Source organism: Providencia sp. PROV202, assembly GCF_028479565.1.
In the GTDB taxonomy this organism is placed as follows: domain Bacteria; phylum Pseudomonadota; class Gammaproteobacteria; order Enterobacterales; family Enterobacteriaceae; genus Providencia; species Providencia zhijiangensis.
In genome coordinates this window covers 120,846-140,392 of the sequence record NZ_JAMPNV010000010.1, presented here as the reverse complement: position 1 = coordinate 140,392, position 19,547 = coordinate 120,846, and the positions used below count along the sequence as shown (strand labels likewise).

Sequence of the window (19,547 nt, the reverse complement as noted above, 5' to 3'; positions counted from 1 at the left end):
TAACAGTTGGCGATTAACGTTTTTTCAAGTGCTGCATCAGACGTTTACGTTTACGTAATTGGGTTGGCGTCAGTTTATTTTTCTTATCCGCATAAGGGTTTTCGCCCTCTTTAAACAGAATACGAATTGGCGTTCCCATCACATTTAATGAACGACGGAAATAGTTCATTAAATAACGTTTATAGCTATCAGGTAAATCAGAAACTTGGTTACCGTGGATCACAACGATTGGTGGGTTATGCCCCCCCGCATGCGCATATTTCATCTTCACACGGCGACCACGGATCAATGGTGGCTGATGTTCATCTTCCGCCATTTTCATAATGCGCGTTAACAGCGCAGTACCAACACGACGAGTCGCTGATTCATACGCTTCTTGCACAGATTCAAACAAGTTACCTACACCGCTACCGTGCAGTGCAGAGATAAAGTGAATACGGGCAAAATCCACAAAACCAAGACGCAGTTCCAGCATATCTTTGACATGCTCGCGATCTTCCGGCTTCATGCCATCCCATTTATTCACTGCAATAACTAATGAACGGCCTGCGTTCAAAATGAATCCTAGTAACGATAAATCTTGGTCAGAGATACCTTCGCGAGCATCGATAACCAGTAAGACGACGTTAGCATCCTCGATTGCTTGCAGTGTCTTGATCACTGAGAATTTTTCTACAGTTTCAGTCACTTTACCGCGCTTACGCACCCCAGCGGTATCGATGAGAATATATTCACGCTCATCACGCTCCATTGGGATATAAATACTGTCGCGGGTGGTACCCGGCATATCAAAGACGACCACGCGGTCTTCACCAAGAATACGGTTAGTCAGGGTGGATTTGCCCACATTTGGGCGCCCTACGATAGCCAGTTTGATAGGTAACGTGCTTGGGTCGAAATCATCTTCTTCGTCTTCTGAGAACTCACCTTCCGCTTCCATCTCAGCCCAATAGGCCGCGTTAGCTTCTTCATCAGTGAGCTCGACTTCGTCGTCTTCAACCTCAATAAAAGGTTTTAAAGAGTGCTCAATTAACTGAGTGACACCACGACCATGAGAAGCGGCAATAGGGTAAATTTCCCCAAGACCCAGTGAATAGAAATCACCAACAACAATATTGGCATCAATACCATCAGTTTTGTTGGCAACTAAATACGTTTTTTTCTTGCGGCTACGTAAGTGCTTAGCGATGCCTTCATCAGCGGGCATTAAACCTGCTCTTGCATCTACCATGAAGAGAACAACGTCCGCTTCTTCAATCGCTTGAAGCGACTGAGCCGCCATATGAGTTTCTACGCCCTCTTCTGTACCATCGATACCACCAGTGTCGATAATAATAAATTCGTGCCCTTCAACTTCTGCACGACCATATTTACGATCACGGGTCAGACCGGGAAAGTCCGCTACAAGTGCGTCACGGGTACGGGTTAATCGGTTAAATAACGTGGATTTTCCTACGTTTGGACGCCCAACCAGCGCTACAACGGGTATCATTCTTCAGTGCCTCACAACTTTAATTAACTAATAGAATTCTGAGGCTAAACTCAGAAAACAAAAAAACGAAACGGCCCCTGTATTCAGGAACCGTTTATTTTATCGATAAATTGTCTGCTTGTCAGAAAATTAACGTGTTAACAGGTAAACTGTTCCGTTTCTTGTCTGAACCATCAGTTTATCACTCGCAATCACTGGGCGACTGTGGATCCCTGAACTGTTCAATTTATTTTGAGCCACAAAGCCACCTGTGCTGGTATCTAACCAGTGAAGATAACCTTCTTTGTCACCTACAACAATATAGCCGTTATAGACTTCTGGTGCAGATAATCCACGGTTCAGTAACTGATCTTGAGTCCATAATGTCACGCCGTCGCTCTTACGAACAGCTAGCACACGGTCGGTTTGGTCAACTAAATACAGGGTATCGCCCGATAGAACCATATCATTGATGGAGCCTAAATCACGCTTCCATAACATTTGACCAGAACGCATATCCAGCGCCGCTAATGTGCCGTTATAGGCAATCGCGTACACTTTGCCATCATCAATCACAGGCGTCATATCCACATCGTTCAGACGACCAATTTCTGTTGAGCTGGTGACTAAAGAGATACGTTGTTGCCAAATCAATTGACCTTGAGACAGCAGGACTGCACTCACTCGACCGTTATCACCACCAACGATAGCCGCACCGAATGCAACCGCAGGCGCAGACTCACCGCGTAATGACAGTGATGGCGTATCCATATTCACTGTCCACTTAATCGAGCCTGTCGCTGTATCTAGTGCTTGTAATTGACCATTGCTCGTGTGGATAACCACCATGTCGCCACTCACGACAGGCTTGGACAAGGCTTCGCCCGCCACTTCCACATCCCATAGCACTTCACCGTTTTCTTTATTTAGCGCAATAACTGTACCACGCTCAGTGCCGATGAAAATTTTGTCATCATAGATGGTCAAACCACCAGACAGTAACGCAGATAAATTGGCAGAAAGAAAACCAGTACGTTTCGATAAATCGACAGACCACAGCTCTTTGCCGCTTTCAAGCTCAAGCGCTTTAACTAAACCTTTGCGATCCGCAGCATAAACTGCCGAGCCATCCCATGCTGGAGAGAGTTCAGAATAAAACTGCTCAACACCATTACCAACGGACTTATCCCAAACAATTGAAGGTGTAAATTGATTCTCAACCTGTGGTAATGGCGCCATCACAATAGAATCAGTTTCGCTGGAACAACCGGCAAGTAAAGCTGAAGCAACCAGGCCTACCAAAAGAGTTTTGCGCAACTGCATAGTGTGTCGTTTCCTTTCTTCTTATGAATTAGATACGTTGTTCAATTTCAGAGTCAAAATACCTCTGAGTGATTGAGAACCTTCACTTTCTAACCCCTGAGTGTATGCAGCTTTAGCGCCGGATTTATCACCCTTATGGAGTAAAGCATCCCCACGGACATCCTGTGCCGTAGCTTGCCATGACTTACCTTGGATCTTAGCAACAGAGGCGATTGCCGCATCTGCATTACCGAGTGCAAGTTGGATACGCGCTAAACGCAGGTTAATCACATCTTGCAAATCAACGGTTTTTGCTTTCGCTAATGCGTCAGTCAATGCTTTCTCAGCACCTGCTAAATCGCCTTTATCAGCAAAAACTTGCGCCAGTTCCAGCCCAGTCATTGAACTGTAAACGTCGTTAGTTTCTGCTGCAAATTTTTGTGCAGCTTGAATACCTTCCGCTGAACCTGAACGTAACTGAGTATTGACGGCTTCGTATTTTGCTGCACTTTCTTGCAACACATTCGACTTGTGTGATTGCCAATAGTTCCAACCAAACACACCACCGACACCAATAACCAGTCCAACCACTAAAGCAACGCCGTTGTTAGCGAAAAAACGTTTGATCGCCTCAACTTGATCTTGTTCGTTTGTATAGACTTCCACTTGTCTCTCCTTAACCTAACAGCGTGGCGATACGCGATGCCATTAGTTGCTGTGAAATAGTTTCTTGCTCACCAGTACGTAAATCTTTCAACGTCACTTGGCTATTATTGATTTCGTCTTCGCCTAAGATCAGAGCAATTTTTGCCCCTTGCTTATCGGCACGCGCGAGCTGTTTCTTAAAGTTACCGCCGCCGTGGTTAGTCATTAAACGCAGAGTTGGCAGTTCATCACGCACTTTTTCTGCAACTAACAATGCAGCTTGTTGGCTGTTTTCACCAAAAGAAGCCAGATACACATCAGCAACGGAGGTATCTGCGGTGAACTCTGGATTCACTTCTTGAACCAGCAGAACCATACGCTCCATACCCATTGCAAAGCCAACTGCAGGTGTTGCACGACCGCCCAGTTGTTCTACCAGACCATCATAACGACCACCCGCACAGACCGTACCTTGGGAACCTAGCGCAGTTGTCACCCACTCAAATACAGTGCGGTTATAATAGTCTAAACCACGCACTAAGCGTTGGTTAACTCGGTACTTAATGCCCGCGTTATCTAATAATTTGCACAGGCCATCAAAGTGTTCGCGAGATTCCACATCCAGATAGTCAAACAGCGCTGGCGCATCATTTAATAATGCTTGAACGTCTTGGTTTTTAGAATCCAATACGCGCAGAGGATTGCTATACATACGACGTTTGCAATCTTCATCCAGCTTATCTTTATGCTGCTCAAGGAAAGCGACCAGCGCATCACGATAATTTGCACGCGCTTCTAGTGAACCAATTGAGTTGAGCTCCAGAGTGACATGCTCGCTGATCCCAAGCGCACGCCACCAGCGCGCGGTCATTAAGATCACTTCCGCATCAATGTCTGGGCCTGCCAGACCAAAAACTTCAGCACCTAGCTGGTGGAATTGGCGATAACGGCCTTTCTGTGGGCGCTCATAACGGAACATTGGCCCTAAATACCATAAGCGCTGTTCCTGATTGTACAGCAAACCATGCTCAATACCGGCACGGACGCAACCTGCGGTATTTTCTGGGCGCAGTGTGAGGCTCTCTTCATTACGGTCGTTGAAGGTATACATCTCTTTTTCAACAACGTCAGTCACTTCACCAATCGCCCGTTTAAATAACGGGGTCTGCTCTACAATCGGGGTACGAATTTCGCTAAAACCATAACCCTGTAAAATATTTTTCAATGTTGCTTCGATTTTTTGCCACACTCGAGTATCTGCTGGCAAGTAGTCATTCATGCCTCGGATGGCTTGGATATTTTTTCCCACTTTATTTCTCTATTTTCAGAATTACATAAGGTCGATTATAAGAGCGAAATGTCATCAGGTTCAATCAACAAACTGCAAAACCACCGTGGAATCGGGAATTATCTGTTGATTTTGGTCGCTATGGCGTAATTTTAAGAAAAAATGACCGCGATTAACACTGCTAATCACGGTAATAAATAAAAAAACTGACTCATGATGAGCCAGTTTCTAAATATTATTTATCTATTTGATTAACATTTATTCGCATGCTTTCATCCATCATTGCCGCTTTGGCTCGAATTTTAGCTTCTAGCTGATCAATGATATTGTCATTATCAAAGCGCTCTTTTTGACGAACACCATCTTCGTAGAATCCGCTCTTGGTTTTCGCACCCGCGACACCCAATGTAGACACTTCAGCTTCACCAGGACCATTCACAACACAACCGATGATAGACACATCCATTGGCGTGATAATGTCTTCAAGTCGCTGCTCTAACGCGTTCACTGTGCCAATCACGTCAAATTCTTGGCGTGAGCATGTTGGGCAAGCAATAAAGTTAATACCGCGGGAACGAATACGCAGTGATTTCAGAATATCGAAGCCCACTTTCACTTCTTCTACTGGATCGGCGGCAAGCGAAATACGCAATGTATCCCCAATACCTTCAGAGAGCAGCATACCTAAACCGATAGCTGATTTCACGGAACCTGAACGCGCACCACCCGCTTCAGTAATACCGAGATGAAGTGGTTGGTCAATTTTTTGAGCCAGCAGACGATAAGAGCCCACGGCAAGGAATACATCAGAGGCTTTCACACTGACTTTAAATTGATCAAAGTTCAATCTATCCAGGATATCCACATGACGCATGGCTGATTCAACCAATGCTTCAGGTGTCGGTTCACCGTATTTTTCTTGAATATCTTTTTCCAGCGAGCCGCCGTTGACGCCAATACGAATAGGGATATTGTAATGACGAGCGCAATCAACTACTTGGCGAATTCGCTCTTCGCTACCAATATTTCCCGGGTTGATACGCAGGCAATCAACACCGTATTCCGCCACTTTTAGGGCAATACGGTAGTCAAAGTGAATATCAGCGACCAGAGGGACATCAACTTGCTGTTTGATTAATTTAAAGGCTTCTGCCGCATCCATCGTGGGTACCGATACGCGCACAATATCTACCCCAACACGTTCAAGGGCTTTAATTTGGCGAACAGTTGCTTCGACATCGGTTGTACGGGTATTGGTCATTGATTGAACAGCGATTGGTGCGCCGTCGCCAACAGGAACATTACCGACATAAATACGGGTGGATTTGCGTCTTTTGATTGGTGATTCGTTATGCATTTTTGTTTAATTCTCCGAACATCCATGTACTCATTTTAATACCATGGCGCTCTTTAATATCATGGCATAGTGTATGGTCATTGCTTTAACGCGCCCCACTATACACAAGAAAGCAAACTATAAACTATCACAAAGAGTGTTTTAGGATATAGTTTGCTTCTTTAATTTCGTCATCTTTTTATGCTTCTGGCAACTTAAATTTAGCAGAACGTTTTGCTTTGATGAAACGGCTTAAATCAACGTCTTTACCTTGGAATTGCACAGTCACATTGGCTGGCGCACCAATGTTTAAACGATAAGGTTGTGCACCATCAAGCTCTAATTTATCGCCGCCATTTTTCATGCCGCTAAATAAAACTTTATTGTTTGCGTCACGAATTTCTAACCAACATTGACCCGAGAAATTTAACGTTAAACCATTACCTGTTGCGGCTGGCATATCTGTTGTTTGAGAAGCATCTGCTTGGGCTCTGTCTACGGAAGGCGTTGTTTGCGGCGCATTTGGCAGCGGGATCGTTCTCACACCTTCTGCGTCGGTATTCGTTGCTGATTGAGTGTCTGCCAATACAGGTGCAGGATCAACCAGCGGATCGGTTTGCGCAGCGCTATTGTCAGTGACAAGTGGCATATCAACTGCAATATTATTTACGGGTTCGCTATTACTTTGTTGAACCAACGCTTCATTTTGGTTCGCCATGGTTAATAGGTCTTTCTGTTGCGCATTATGCTCTTGCCACCACCAAATACCCACCATCGCGATAAGCACAATGACGATCAGCCACGTCAATTTCATTAGCCAACCTTCGCGTTTTTTACGCTTTTTGCCTAATGAGTAGCTTTGCATTGGGGAAACATTGGGAGACTGCGCGGGAACATCACTTTTTAAGAATGGGGCAATATCGTTTTCAGTAATTCCGACCATGCGTGCATACAGACGAATATAACCACGTAAAAACGTTGGCTCTACGCCCGCAGGATGAATATCTTGTTCTATTTCCTTTACCGTACTCACTTTAAGACACAGTCGTTCCGCAACTGTTTCTTGCGTTAGTCCCATACGCTCACGCGCTCGGGATAATAATTGTCCTACAGTGATAGAAGTTTGTTCGGTATTATTTTCGATAGTCATTAGCTGGCAACACTGTTTCCAAGTTTAATAAATATAAAGCAGACTTCATGCTACTTTACCCGTCTGAGCACGTCATAGTTTTCAACAATATAGTTTCCAATAACATTGTTTTTTACAACGATAGAGATTATATGTCGCTTTAACTATTGTAGGCGAACCAGGGCGTTTTGCCTAACCATAAAACACCCCGAATTATAACCTAACTCACTGATTAGATATTATCTATATATCAGACTGATTTTACCTGGATAGGTTCCCCAGCAAGGCGTTTTTTCAAGGTACGTTTCGTCCTATCAATAACATCCCCGGCCAGTTGCCCACATGCAGCATCAATATCATCACCACGAGTCTTGCGAACTATAGTTGTAAAACCGTATTCCATCAATACCTTAGAGAATCGATCAATTCGGCTGTTGGAACTGCGACCATATGGCGCTCCTGGGAACGGGTTCCATGGGATCAAGTTGATTTTGCTTGGTGTGTTTTTCAAACATTCCGCAAGTTGGTGAGCTTGTTCAACGCTATCGTTAATATGATCAAGCATCACATATTCAACTGTGACACGTCCCGCATTGGCATTGGATTTCGTTAAATAACGATTCACGCTAGCTAAGAATGTTTCGATATTATATTTCTTATTGATTGGTACGATGTCATCACGCACATCATCCGTTGGTGCGTGCAGAGAAATGGCCAGTGCGACATCAATCATATCGCCTAACTTATCCAGAGCAGGAACAACCCCTGAAGTGGAAATGGTCACGCGGCGTTTTGACAGACCGAAACCAAAATCATCTAACATGATCTCCATCGCTGGAACCACGTTATTTAAGTTCAATAACGGCTCCCCCATCCCCATCATCACCACGTTGGTGATAGGACGGCGACCGCTAGATTTCAGTGAACCGATGATTTTAGCCGCACGCCAAACTTGCCCGATGATTTCGGAAACACGTAAGTTACGGTTAAAACCTTGCTGTGCTGTAGAACAGAATTTACATTCCAATGCACAGCCAACTTGGGAAGAGACACACAGTGTTGCGCGATCAGCTTCAGGGATATACACAGTTTCAACTAATTGATCGCCGACTTTAATAGCCCACTTAATCGTGCCATCGGATGAACGTTGTTCATCAGCAACTTCAGGTGCTCGGATCTCAGCGACTTCTGTTAATTTCGCGCGTAGCACCTTATTGATATCGGTCATTTGCTCGAAATCATCGTAGCAATAGTGGTAAATCCACTTCATCACTTGGTCTGCACGGAACGGTTTTTCGCCGAGCTCAGCAAAAAATTCGCGCATCTGCTTGCGGTTTAAATCTAGCAGGTTAATTTTTTGACCGCTTTTTTCTAGCTGCCCATTTTTTTCTGGCACAGCAGATACAGCAGAAGGAGTTGCACATTGTGCATTGGTAGTCATATCAGACATTGAGTTTGCCTCGTTATTACACTTTCGGCAGTGCGAAAAGCACGACGTAAATTGGGGTTGCGATTAGTCGGGACGACTAAAAAATAAATCACCCTGTTAACGCAATGATTAACAGGGCGACATATTGTACAAATATTATAACAATAACGCTAATGCATTATTGAGAACGCCTTAGCGTGGGCAGATTTCATCAGCAGCGAAGAAATAAGCGATTTCACGTGCAGCAGACTCTTCTGAATCTGAGCCGTGAGTTGCGTTTTCAGTAAAGCTGTCTGCGTAATCAGCACGTAAAGTACCCGCTAATGCGTTGTCTGGGTTAGTTGCGCCCATCAGATCACGGTGACGTTGGATTGCGTTTTCGCCTTCTAACACTTGTAACATGATTGGACCAGAAGTCATGAATTCAACCAGACCATCAAAGAAAGGACGACCTTTGTGCTCAGCGTAAAAGCCTTCAGCTTGTTCACGAGTCAGGTGCATCATTTTAGCCGCAACGATTTTGAAGCCTGCGCTTTCAAAACGGTTGTAAATTGCACCGATTACGTTTTTCTTAACTGCGTTTGGTTTGATGATAGAAAATGTACGTTGAACAGCCATAAATAACCTCTTAGCGATTGACTTGACTTTTACTCTTTATTCTCTGCTTTGTTTCTCTTATTTAACCCAATGTTTCTACTAGGATTTCAAGAGTGGCATATGAAGAACCAAGAATATGTGCCTGTTGTAGTTTTTTATATTGTTTCTATTCCTGATGTTAGGAAGCAGAAAAATAGGGCGTTGATTATAGGGGCTTGGATTACAATTTCCTACAGTCACATCAACATTTTGTTAATCTTTTTATAGCAAAAAATGCTAGATTTTTAATTAAGTCATCGTTTTATGCTATTACTTCACCTTAAAGTTGATAGCTGTCACCTGTCCGCTCATATCTAAGACCGATATTTGGTAGTTTCCACTTTTTTCGAGCGTCAGCAAAATTGCCCCATTTTGCTCTGTATTGTTCACTTGCTCACCGTTTAAAAACCACCATTTTTGCCCTTGTCCACCTTGCGTGAGTAAACGCAGGTCTAAACTGGTTTTTCCAGGTAAACGCTGGAGAACCTCCCCTTCGCGGATCCCTGAAATTAAGAGTGGCGGCATTTCAAGATTTAGTGGCGGACAAGCTGTATCAGGCTTAGGCAGTCGATTCACTCGTTTTTCACTTGCAGGCAGCCATGACTCCACGGTGATCGGCCATAAATGGATCTCTTTTTCTTGGGCATTTGGGCAATCTGGTGCTACTTGTAACCCCTGATCATTCACCCACACTTTTTGCCTGAGTCCAAGAGAGGATTCTTGATCCCGAGCCATGAGTGTTGGTGGAATAGTATTATCTAAAATCCAACTCAAACGGCGCTGGCGACAATTACTATCTTCTTTCAGTAATGAGGTTCCCCCCGGCCAACAGATCACGGCTTGGCTAACACTTGCTGGCCTTGAATCTTTGGGGAGCACTTCGCGAGATTGATAAATTCGCATCAGCAGCATGTTATTCACTTGGTTCATAATTGGGATCGCTGTGGCATAGCCGAGCTGCCCTGCAACAGGTGTCGCATCAGGGCGACCAACCCAAACCCCGATAGTATAACGAGGGTTTACACCAATCGCCCAAGCATCACGGTAGCCGTAGCTGGTACCTGTTTTCCAGGCAAGATTTGGCTGCCCCGATAAGTTAGCATCAGGGACTGGACGGGCTTCTCCTGCCATAATCCGGCGAACAATCCACGCGGCCCCCGGAGACATCAACTTGCGGTCGCGGATAACATCTGTCGGTCGATAACGCAGTGGAGAAACTTCACCTTGGCGAGCAAATGCACTGTAAGCTGAGACTAAATCTTCCATTCGTGCCGCCGTTCCCCCGAGGATCAACGACAAGTTAGGTTCTCCACCAACTGGGAAACGCAGTTCTGTACCCACATTACGTAATTGAGCGGCAAAACGCTTACTGCCGTACACATCCAGCAGTTGCACAACAGGCAAGTTTAATGAGCGCACTAACGCATCACTCACACTGACAGGGCCATTAAAGCCGCTATCAAAGTTACCGGGACGATAATCATTAAATCGACGAGGCACATCTTGTAACAGTGATTCGGCGTGGATCAAGCCGTCATCCATGGCCAGCGCATATAAAAATGGCTTGAGTGTTGAGCCGGGCGAGCGCCATGCACTGATCATATCCACGTGACCAAAGCGACTATCATCCTGAAAATCAATCGACCCGATATACGCTTTCACGCTCATATCCGTGTGATCAACCACCAGCAATCCTAATGAAGTTTGCTTGGGTAATTGGTTTTTCCAGTTCATCGCCATATCTTCAAGCTGCTTTTGCAGGCTAGCATCAATGGTGGTTTCCACGATGGATTCTTGGGAATCTTTAACCATCCGACGTGCCAATAATGGCGCTAAATGCGGATTTTTACGTGGGGCAAGCCAGATTTGCTCTTGCTTAATTTCATTGACTTTTTCAGTACTCCAAACTTGGTATTCAGCCAATCTGTCGAGTACTTTATCTCGTGCTGCTTGCGCCCGTTCTGGGTATCTATCAGGTCTTAAACGACTTGGCGCTTGGGGTAAAACCGCAAATAATGCTGCTTCACTTGCGGTTAATTTTGCGGGGGATTTATTCAAATAAACCCAGCTGGCAGCACCTATGCCCTCAATCGTGCCCCCATAAGGCGCACGGTTAAGATACATTTCGAGGATTTCATCTTTGGAATAGTGATATTCCAGCTGTGCGGTACGCCATAACTGTTTGAGTTTTCCGCCAAACGTACGCTCATGTGGGTCAATCAGCCTTGCCACCTGCATTGAGATGGTGCTGCCCCCAGAGACAATGCGCCCAGAGCTCACTAACTGCCCAGCTGCACGCATTAATGAAAATGGATTAACCCCCGGATGCTGGTAAAAATGGCGATCTTCATAGGTTAATAACGCGTCAATATATTCTGGCGAGACCTCATCTAATTTAACGGGGAAACGCCAAATTCCTTCTTTATCGGCAAAGCGCCATAACGGAGTCCCATCCCCCGCGACGACCGTGCGTGCCATCTCAATCTGCTTGATTGGCAGCGGCCAAATTTTATCTGCGGCTAAAAAGGCCAGTGGCAATACCACGACCAAAACCAGTAGCGTCCACCCAATGCGACGTAGCCATCTCTTCATTCGTCAATATACCGAGAGTTATTATTTGTTTTTATGATACTAAAAAAAGAGGGAAACACACGCTTCCCTCTTTATCTTCATCTAAATCAATAGCGATATTGATTCAATGTCAATTAACGAACCACTTCCAACTGACCATCGGAGTAACCCGTTGCACGCCACTCTGGCACATACATGGATTCCACCTGTGGTACTGGTTTGTTATATACACCCGGCGTTACTGCGCGAGCTAAGTAAACCAGTGTAGTTGGGCGATATTGTTGAACTTCTACTGCCGCAACAAAACGGTCATCACGGTATTCCATGTGACGAATTTGCGACTGCTGCATATCATCAATCATCTCTTGCAGATTTGGCGCAGATTCACTGAGGTTCGCGCTGCTATTGGCTAAGTTTTGGTTTTCCAACTCTAAGCCCGCAGGTAATAAATCCACCACCAGTGCATCAGGGACAGTTTGGTTGGCATTCACTTCCAACTTCACCACCACCATTTCGCCGCTTCTTAATCTATCGATTGAAATACGGTTGCCTTTCATATCGTAGTAACTGCGTTTGATATCCAGCACATTTGAGTATGGCTTCGGTGAACGCATCGGATAACCGACAACATTCAAGCGAGTATACAGTGTGCTTGTACCGCTGTTTTCAACACTATAACCATTTACTAGCTGTTGTTTAGTTAAGAACTCACTCACTGGTTTATCTGAAACCAATGGTGGCTCTTGACCATTGACTAGCGCTTTCCATGGTGTTTCTGTTTCATTAGCATAGAAACGACCGGCTAAGTACAGGGCATTGCTCTCTTGAGTTGAGAAATACTTCTGCGAAGTCAGGTTGTTAGATAGCGTTTGCAGTTTTTGATCACGGGATTTTGGCATCAAGTTATATTCATTTAACAATGCCACGATCATCGCATCATCACGGATAGCTGAACCATAGTCACCAATGCTGCTGTAACGTGCGCTCTGTTTCTTCATACCATCAATAATGGCACTTTCACCACGCGCTTTATCACCCATCAGGTTTAATGCCACACCCAGTTGAACTAACGCTAAACCGCTGGTCGCATTGTTGGCTTGACCATAGATTTGACGCAGTGCTCCTAATGGTGCTTTCTGCTGAGTCGCTAATACTAAGCCCGCATAGGCTTGGATCGCAAAACGGGATGCGTCTGGCTGATCCGTGTACGGATAACTCACTTGGCTACCATCTTGCAGGTAACTTAACAGGCGTGCGTTGGCGTTATTCAATGCACTTTGTGGTACGGAGAAACCACGCTGATTCGCTTTATTTAAGAAATCCGTCGCATAAGCGGTTAACCAATACTCTTCACGTCCCATTTTATCCCATAAAGAGAAGCTACCGTCATCACGCTGCATACTCAGTAAGTGTGGGATCCCTAACTCAATCGCTTTATGGCGGTCTGCGTCAGTTTGTGAATTAATACCCAGCTTTTGCAGTTCAGCTTGTGTAGAGAACAGTGACGGATACAGCCCGCTCACGGTTTGCTCTAAACAGCCGTATGGATACGCAAACAGCTCACGAATATAGCGTGAAATTTGCAGTGGTGGGCGACTCGTTAACAGAACTTGTCCTTCCAGAGTATCTTGCTGTAAATAAGCAAAATCATTGGTTGGTAATGACCAAATTTCACCCGGCTCAATCGCGGTAGCAAATGCCACAGTTTCGGCCGGTTGTGCTGGGCGCACACCCACTTTCCAACTGTTTTTGTACTCTTTCTCCGCTTCCACTTCGACTTTCACGCCATTGATGGTCATGGAAACTTCACCTTCACCAAAGCCATAATCGGCACTGACTGGCAACGTCACTGTAGTACGTTTGCCTTTGGTCAGTTCGATATCGCGGGTTGGTGCGCCGTCTAATTTCACCATACCCGACGCTTTAAATGTGACTGTCACATTCTGTGTGTTGTCGGTCATGTTGGTAAGATCTAACGCGAAGTAAGATTTATCGCCACTCGCCATAAAGCGAGGCATCGACATTTGCGTTACTAATGGTGCCGCAACAACGACCTTACTGTCTGCATGACCAAAATCTTTTTGGTTCCATGCTTGCGCCATTAAGCGTAACTCCCCATTAAAATCAGGGATTGCCAGCGTAATTTCACCTTCACCATTTTTGTCTAAGATGACAGGCTGCGCTTGTTCCGCAATGATTTGTACCTCTGTCAGTGGCTTCATACCACCACGCTCAAGTGCGGCATCTTCACCATCACCACCAAAGCGCAGGTTCGCTAACTTCCCTTGCCCTTCAATTAAGTGACCATACACATCATATTGGTCAACGCTGTAACGCTTACGACCAAAGAAAGCATCGTATGGGTCTGGAGTTTTGAAATCGGTGATATTCAGGACACCCGTATCAACCGCAGACAGCAGTACATTCACTTTTTCAGGCAGTGGCTTGCCATCTTGAGAAGTGGCTTTGATCTTCACTTTCAGATCTTCATTTGGACGCATTTTTGTCGGTGCGTTCAACGCCAATGCAATCTTACGATTTTCATCGGCTAGCGGCAGGTGTAATACCCCAACGGCGCGTTTAACCGTCGCCTCTTTGGAATCATCTCCTGGGCGAACAACCACCGCGGAGATATATAAGTCATGGCGTGCCCACTCTTTATTTATCGGCACTTCCACATCTAACCCGCCAGCTGGGACATCAATTTCCTGCCACCATAATGGTGCACTGCTAGATTCAAGCAGAATGTAACCTTTACCTGCTTTTGGCGCTTCGATGCGGACTTTGGCTTTTTCACCCGGTAAGTAAGCTGGTTTATTCAAGCTTAATTTCACTTGGTCAGGGCGAACGGAACCGCTACCTCCGGTATTATCTTGCCAAGAGAAGCCTGCCCAGAATTGAATGCTACTGACAAGCTCATTGTCAGGGTTGGTAATTTCTAAACGGAATGAACCCCAATCCACTGGGAACGAGATCTTCGCTGTGCCATCTTTGGCGATAGAAATATTCTCATTCGCCACCACGAGATCTTTTTGATCGTAGTTAGAAACCCAACCACCACTTTCTGACCAGCTCCAGTAGTAATCGCGACGTTCGTACACTAAACGCGCCGTCAGGTTTTCTGCGGCCAGTTTATGCCCTGCCATATCTGACATGACAATTTCAAACTCAGCCAATGAATTTTCATCGACGTTATAACGCTTCGCGTAGCGGTCTGTACGGTAATCGTAGATCTCTTTTTTCTCAAAGAGAGGACGAATACCCACCAGTTTTTTCGCTGGCCAAATCGCTTGTTCAGCACGGCGAGTAACCGGACGACCGCCTGCCTCTAGTAAGCTAGCTTGCAGAACCGCCGTAATTGGCGAGCGCGTTGATTCCCAGTTGCTTTGCGGCAAGGAAATCACAGTTTCACCGCTACCATCTAAGGTTAAATCAAACTCATCCAGTTTACGCGGTAAGCCTTCTTCATTCGTCGCACCGAATTCAAAGCCCGGCAATTTCGCAACTGCTTCACGATTTGCTTTCAACAGCACTTGCCCTTGCAACTGATTATCCGCTGCTGGGGCGCCGTAGAGGTAACGGCCTTTAATGTCAAAGTCAACGGGCTGTGAACTTAATACCGGCTTTTCACTGCCTGTAATATCCAGCGCCATGCGCTCTGGCATAAAATCTTCAACATTAAATTTGTAATAACGTTGTGGTGAACCATCACCTAAATCAAAACGCAGTGACCAACCACCCGTTTCAGCATTTTTCGGGATCTCTAGCTGGTACTGGTACAGACCATCTTGTTTTTCATCTCCTTGCCATACAAAGCTCTTGTAGACCTGTCCATCCGTCTTTAAGACATCCACTTTGACTGGCTGAGATTTCACTGGCTGACCATCGCCATCACGCAGTAAACCATTCACTAGCAGTAATTCGCCCGGACGATATAAATCACGAGGGCCGAATACAAAGAACTGTTTTGCATAGCCTGAAGGGCCTGAAATATCAAACTCAGACAGGTCTAATGCTGGCTGAGTCAGGTCAATCATACTGGTTTGCCCTTCGTGGGTTGCCAGTAATAATTTACCGCCAGCCAGTTTGTCTAACTGGGCATGACCATCACCATCAGTCGTGCCTTTGGTGACTAATTGGCCTTTCTCATCCAAAATACGCAGCTCGACGCCTTTAATCGCCGAACCTTTGGCTAATGATTGGGTGAAAATATCCACACGATCATGATAGCTATGTAATGACACGCCGATATCACTGAGCGTAAAGACTGTCGCAGGGAATTGATAACTGTAGCTACCCGCTTTTTGCATGATCGCTAAATAAACGCCATCTTGTTGCAGCTCTTTAATATCTTTTAATGGTAACAAAATGGATTGGCGGGTGTTTTTATCTGGGTTTAAATCGAAACGCCCTGTGTAGGCTAATTCGACTTTGTCGAGGAATTCATCGGAATACCAATATTCATAGTTACTGCGGTATTGCCACATCGCGAGGAATTGTGGTAATTGCTTTTCATCAACGCGGAAGAAATTCACGTCGATTTTATCCACGTTCAGTGCAATCACTGGTAAACCTTGGGCAACTTTGCTTGGCAGTAAAGAGCCTTTACTTGCGAAGCCAACGGTTGGAATAATTTGTGCCGTTTGGAATTTCTTCTCAAAGCTGTTGTTAATGGTGCGTTCGTTGACTGCTTTCACTCCCGGATTAACCGAAAGGTTTAATTCTTTTGATGGCGGTAAATGGCGGAAACGTAATTCCATCTGATTATCAGATAGTTCCCAATCTCCATCCAGCTTGCCTGATTTCACATCCACCAGATTCAGATACTGACCAAAGTTTTGATTCGGTTGTAAAGGCACCGAGAACGTCACGACCATGGCGCTCGCACCATCTAGCTGCAATTCTGAGGCATCCAAAATTTCCAGATCTTTCCCGGCATATTTCTTCACTAACTCTTCATTGGAAAGCTTAGGTGCAGCCTGTTTTTGTTCTGCAACGGGCGCCGTTTTGGTACTCGTTTCTGCCGCTGAGGTGGAGACATTACCCTCTTTTTTCGTGGTATCGTCAGTATTATCGCAGCCCGCTAATGCCATAACGGACGCTAAGGCTAATGCTACATAACGCTTTTTCGTTTTTAGACCCGCCAATGAAGTCCAACTTGATTGTTGTTTCATTACCGCCCCATCCCTTATTAAGTTAATTTATTATGTTCATGAAGCCCAAGAAAACCCTTGAACTTAAATACGTTGCGATGATTGAGCTTAGTGTGTAATCCGCAATAATAAGCATGCGCATTAATTGAATACATAATTTAACAGAATGTAACACCAACACCTATCAGACAAAACGGAAAAAATAGCATGACAAAATAAAGACGCGGAGAAGTCCGGTCTTTATTTTAAGTAAGGAGAGAATTAGGTATTTTTGATGGGAATACTGTCGCGCAGGAAGCTGCCTAATCGGCGTTGATAAAATGGCGCAACGTGCTGGGTAATAATGTGGCTTAACCCTTTTTCGTCTTCGTTAACGATGCAAAAATCAATGGATTCATCCTCATCGATATATTCGCACGCGGTTGCGCCAGCTTCTTGAATAATTTCATCGATATTTTCTGCGCCCGGGACAAATTCCAACGCTATCATCAAAATATCATCAAATTGTTCATCTTCCACTTCTTGAACCGAAACAATAAACGCGCGTCGTACGACTTTATGTTGTTTAAAAAACTCACTGAGCGCCGCTGTCAATTCTTCAGGTTCTTGTTCGAGAACGCTTAATTTTAATGAAGAACCTTCCGGCACCGTGAGTTCAGTAAACTGAACATCGGATTGCGAGTCTGTTGTTAGGTTTTGGGATTGTTGCGTCATTCAATATCCTCTACAACCAAAAATAATATCGTCTAAATTCAAAAACCATTCATGTTAAAGAAAAAATCGCAGGCTGCATTGACTGCACCACTGCGATTTCATTATAACGCGAATTATTTTGATTTTTTGAGAAGTAAGTTGGCTAATGTTCTCACACCAATACCGGTTGCCCCTTCTGCCCATAAACTCACTGGTGATTTACGGTAAGTTGCTGAACAATCGATATGTACCCAGTTTTGACGGTAGTTTTCAACAAAGTGAGACAGGAAGGCGGCCGCTGTACTTGCACCCGCAGTATGCGAAGGCGCTGCAATATTGTTCAGATCAGCAAAGCCAGAAGGCAATTGTTGACGGTGGAATTCCGCTAATGGTAAGCGCCAGAATAATTCGAACTCTTCATCTGAGGCTGACATTAATTCTGCCACGAGTTTGTCATCGAAGCTCAGTACGGAGTGGTAGTCATTACCCACGGCTGTTTTCGCAGCCCCAGTTAAGGTTGCCGCATCGATTAATAACGTTGGTTTTTCTTTGCTTGCATCGATTAAACCATCCGCTAAAACTAAGCGCCCTTCCGCATCCGTGTTCATGATTTCAACAGATTTACCATTACGATAACGGATAATATCCCCTAATTTAAAGGCATTACCGCTAACCATGTTGTCTGCAATACATAGGAATAATTTTACGCGTTTGTTTAAACCACGAGTGATAGCAAGCGCTAAAGAACCCACTAATGTGGCTGCGCCGCCCATATCGGCTTTCATTGAGTTCATTGAAGCAGATGGCTTAATGCTATAACCCCCTGAATCAAAAGTAATACCTTTACCGACTAAACAGGCAAACACAGGCGCTTTCTCATCTTTACCTGGGTTGTAATCCAATGCCAGCAATACTGGAGGACGGCTAGACCCACGACCCACAGTATGGATACCTGCATAACCTTGTTCTAATAAGTCATCGCCTTTCACAATGCGATAACTGATATCTTGAGCGCCCACTTTGCACAGTAAATCAATTGAACGCTGAGCCAATTGCTCTGGGCCTAATTCTTCTGCTGGCGCATTGATAATATCGCGAACCCAATCAATGGTATTGATGCGTTGTTCTAATTCTTTGCGATCCGCTTCTTGCAGTGCTGGCCATTCGATGGTTCTCGCCCCTTTTGGTGCACGGAAACCTTGCCAAAATGCCCAACTTTTTTCTAAGTCCCAACCTTCACCCGTTAATGAAACATTGCGAATACCTTGGCTATCTAACTTACGACCAGCACTTTGAACAGCACACAGTTTACCTGGGTGCTTAAGGTGGATAGTCATGCCTTTATCGTTTGAACTTAATAGAGCGCCTTCACCCCAGCATGGTGCTGCAGGTTCGCATGTAATCATGACTGGCATAATTTGTTTGGTCATTATTTTTCTCACTTTATCCACTAAGTTGATTATTGCGGGATCTTGAATTTAGCTTATCAGTTTCTGCTATCAATCTTTGCTAATTCGCCAACTATACCCTAAAAACAGCAATATTATTGAGTTTAGTTTCTATCAGACTAATAGGTTCTTTTGAACCCTTTTATTTTCTTATACGGCTTGTTACAGGCGAAAAAAAACCGGATGCAACCTATTCAGCGCTATCCGGTTTTTATCCACGAAAATTATTCGTACTCGTCCAGCCAGACTAACAGAATAGCTTCGAGGATTTTCTCGTTCGATTTTTGCGGGTCATCATCAAAGTCTTCTAAGTCACAGATCCATTGGTGCATGTCAGTGAAACGCACGGTTTTTGGGTCTGTATCTGGGTAAGCATCATAGAGCGCTTCACCGATTTCACGACTGTTTGTCCATTTTAGGCTCATATTTTTTCCAAATTCTACCAA

Annotated in this window: 13 protein-coding genes; all 13 read right to left on the bottom strand. The window is 44.9% G+C overall.

Annotated features, from left to right (window positions below; genetic code table 11):
* Positions 1-13 precede the first annotated feature (13 nt).
* The 13 genes from der to iscX all read right to left on the bottom strand — a co-directional run bounded on the left by der (position 14) and on the right by iscX (position 19,526).
* Positions 14-1,492 (bottom strand): ribosome biogenesis GTPase Der, encoded by a 1,479-nt coding sequence (der, locus tag PR799_RS06925; RefSeq protein ID WP_154628956.1) that lies wholly within the window; start codon positions 1,490-1,492, stop codon positions 14-16.
* 129 nt (positions 1,493-1,621) lie between these two features.
* A complete protein-coding gene (gene bamB, locus PR799_RS06920) occupies positions 1,622-2,794 on the bottom strand; it encodes an outer membrane protein assembly factor BamB (RefSeq protein ID WP_272521568.1) in 1,173 nt (390 codons plus the stop codon).
* A 21-nt stretch (positions 2,795-2,815) separates the two neighbouring features.
* On the bottom strand, positions 2,816-3,439 hold the full coding sequence (locus tag PR799_RS06915; protein WP_181477332.1) for a YfgM family protein: 624 nt from the start codon (positions 3,437-3,439) through the stop codon (positions 2,816-2,818).
* A gap of 10 nt (positions 3,440-3,449) precedes the next feature.
* Positions 3,450-4,727, bottom strand: a complete 1,278-nt coding sequence (gene hisS / locus PR799_RS06910) for a histidine--tRNA ligase (RefSeq protein WP_272521567.1) — start codon at positions 4,725-4,727, stop codon at positions 3,450-3,452.
* A gap of 214 nt (positions 4,728-4,941) precedes the next feature.
* Positions 4,942-6,063: a flavodoxin-dependent (E)-4-hydroxy-3-methylbut-2-enyl-diphosphate synthase gene (ispG, locus tag PR799_RS06905; RefSeq protein WP_154628958.1), complete on the bottom strand. Its 1,122-nt coding sequence runs from the start codon at positions 6,061-6,063 to the stop codon at positions 4,942-4,944.
* Positions 6,064-6,241: 178 nt separating this feature from the next.
* Complete coding sequence (rodZ, locus tag PR799_RS06900) at positions 6,242-7,192, bottom strand: cytoskeleton protein RodZ (RefSeq protein ID WP_272521566.1); 951 nt, start codon at positions 7,190-7,192, stop codon at positions 6,242-6,244.
* A gap of 229 nt (positions 7,193-7,421) precedes the next feature.
* Positions 7,422-8,621: a bifunctional tRNA (adenosine(37)-C2)-methyltransferase TrmG/ribosomal RNA large subunit methyltransferase RlmN gene (locus PR799_RS06895; protein ID WP_154628960.1), complete on the bottom strand. Its 1,200-nt coding sequence runs from the start codon at positions 8,619-8,621 to the stop codon at positions 7,422-7,424.
* 171 nt (positions 8,622-8,792) lie between these two features.
* Entirely contained in the window at positions 8,793-9,218 is a 426-nt protein-coding gene (gene ndk, locus PR799_RS06890) for a nucleoside-diphosphate kinase (protein ID WP_006658631.1), read from the bottom strand.
* Between the two features lie 288 nt (positions 9,219-9,506).
* Positions 9,507-11,828, bottom strand: a complete 2,322-nt coding sequence (gene pbpC, locus PR799_RS06885) for a peptidoglycan glycosyltransferase PbpC (protein ID WP_272521565.1) — start codon at positions 11,826-11,828, stop codon at positions 9,507-9,509.
* A gap of 113 nt (positions 11,829-11,941) precedes the next feature.
* Complete coding sequence (locus PR799_RS06880; protein ID WP_272521564.1) at positions 11,942-16,981, bottom strand: alpha-2-macroglobulin family protein; 5,040 nt, start codon at positions 16,979-16,981, stop codon at positions 11,942-11,944.
* A gap of 240 nt (positions 16,982-17,221) precedes the next feature.
* Positions 17,222-17,674: an enhanced serine sensitivity protein SseB C-terminal domain-containing protein gene (locus PR799_RS06875; protein ID WP_154628963.1), complete on the bottom strand. Its 453-nt coding sequence runs from the start codon at positions 17,672-17,674 to the stop codon at positions 17,222-17,224.
* A gap of 113 nt (positions 17,675-17,787) precedes the next feature.
* Positions 17,788-19,083: an aminopeptidase PepB gene (pepB, locus tag PR799_RS06870; RefSeq protein ID WP_154602673.1), complete on the bottom strand. Its 1,296-nt coding sequence runs from the start codon at positions 19,081-19,083 to the stop codon at positions 17,788-17,790.
* A 242-nt stretch (positions 19,084-19,325) separates the two neighbouring features.
* Positions 19,326-19,526: a Fe-S cluster assembly protein IscX gene (gene iscX, locus PR799_RS06865; RefSeq protein WP_154602672.1), complete on the bottom strand. Its 201-nt coding sequence runs from the start codon at positions 19,524-19,526 to the stop codon at positions 19,326-19,328.
* Between the last annotated feature and the right edge of the window lie 21 nt (positions 19,527-19,547).

Coding starts and splice junctions, on each gene's coding strand:
- der (WP_154628956.1), bottom strand. CDS start 1,492: ATGATACCCGTTGTAGCGCTGGTTGGGCGTCCAAACGTAGGAAAATCC.
- bamB (WP_272521568.1), bottom strand. CDS start 2,794: ATGCAGTTGCGCAAAACTCTTTTGGTAGGCCTGGTTGCTTCAGCTTTA.
- ispG (WP_154628958.1), bottom strand. CDS start 6,063: ATGCATAACGAATCACCAATCAAAAGACGCAAATCCACCCGTATTTAT.
- rodZ (WP_272521566.1), bottom strand. CDS start 7,192: ATGACTATCGAAAATAATACCGAACAAACTTCTATCACTGTAGGACAA.
- PR799_RS06895 (WP_154628960.1), bottom strand. CDS start 8,621: ATGTCTGATATGACTACCAATGCACAATGTGCAACTCCTTCTGCTGTA.
- ndk (WP_006658631.1), bottom strand. CDS start 9,218: ATGGCTGTTCAACGTACATTTTCTATCATCAAACCAAACGCAGTTAAG.
- pbpC (WP_272521565.1), bottom strand. CDS start 11,828: ATGAAGAGATGGCTACGTCGCATTGGGTGGACGCTACTGGTTTTGGTC.
- PR799_RS06880 (WP_272521564.1), bottom strand. CDS start 16,981: ATGAAACAACAATCAAGTTGGACTTCATTGGCGGGTCTAAAAACGAAA.
- PR799_RS06875 (WP_154628963.1), bottom strand. CDS start 17,674: ATGACGCAACAATCCCAAAACCTAACAACAGACTCGCAATCCGATGTT.
- pepB (WP_154602673.1), bottom strand. CDS start 19,083: ATGACCAAACAAATTATGCCAGTCATGATTACATGCGAACCTGCAGCA.
- iscX (WP_154602672.1), bottom strand. CDS start 19,526: ATGAGCCTAAAATGGACAAACAGTCGTGAAATCGGTGAAGCGCTCTAT.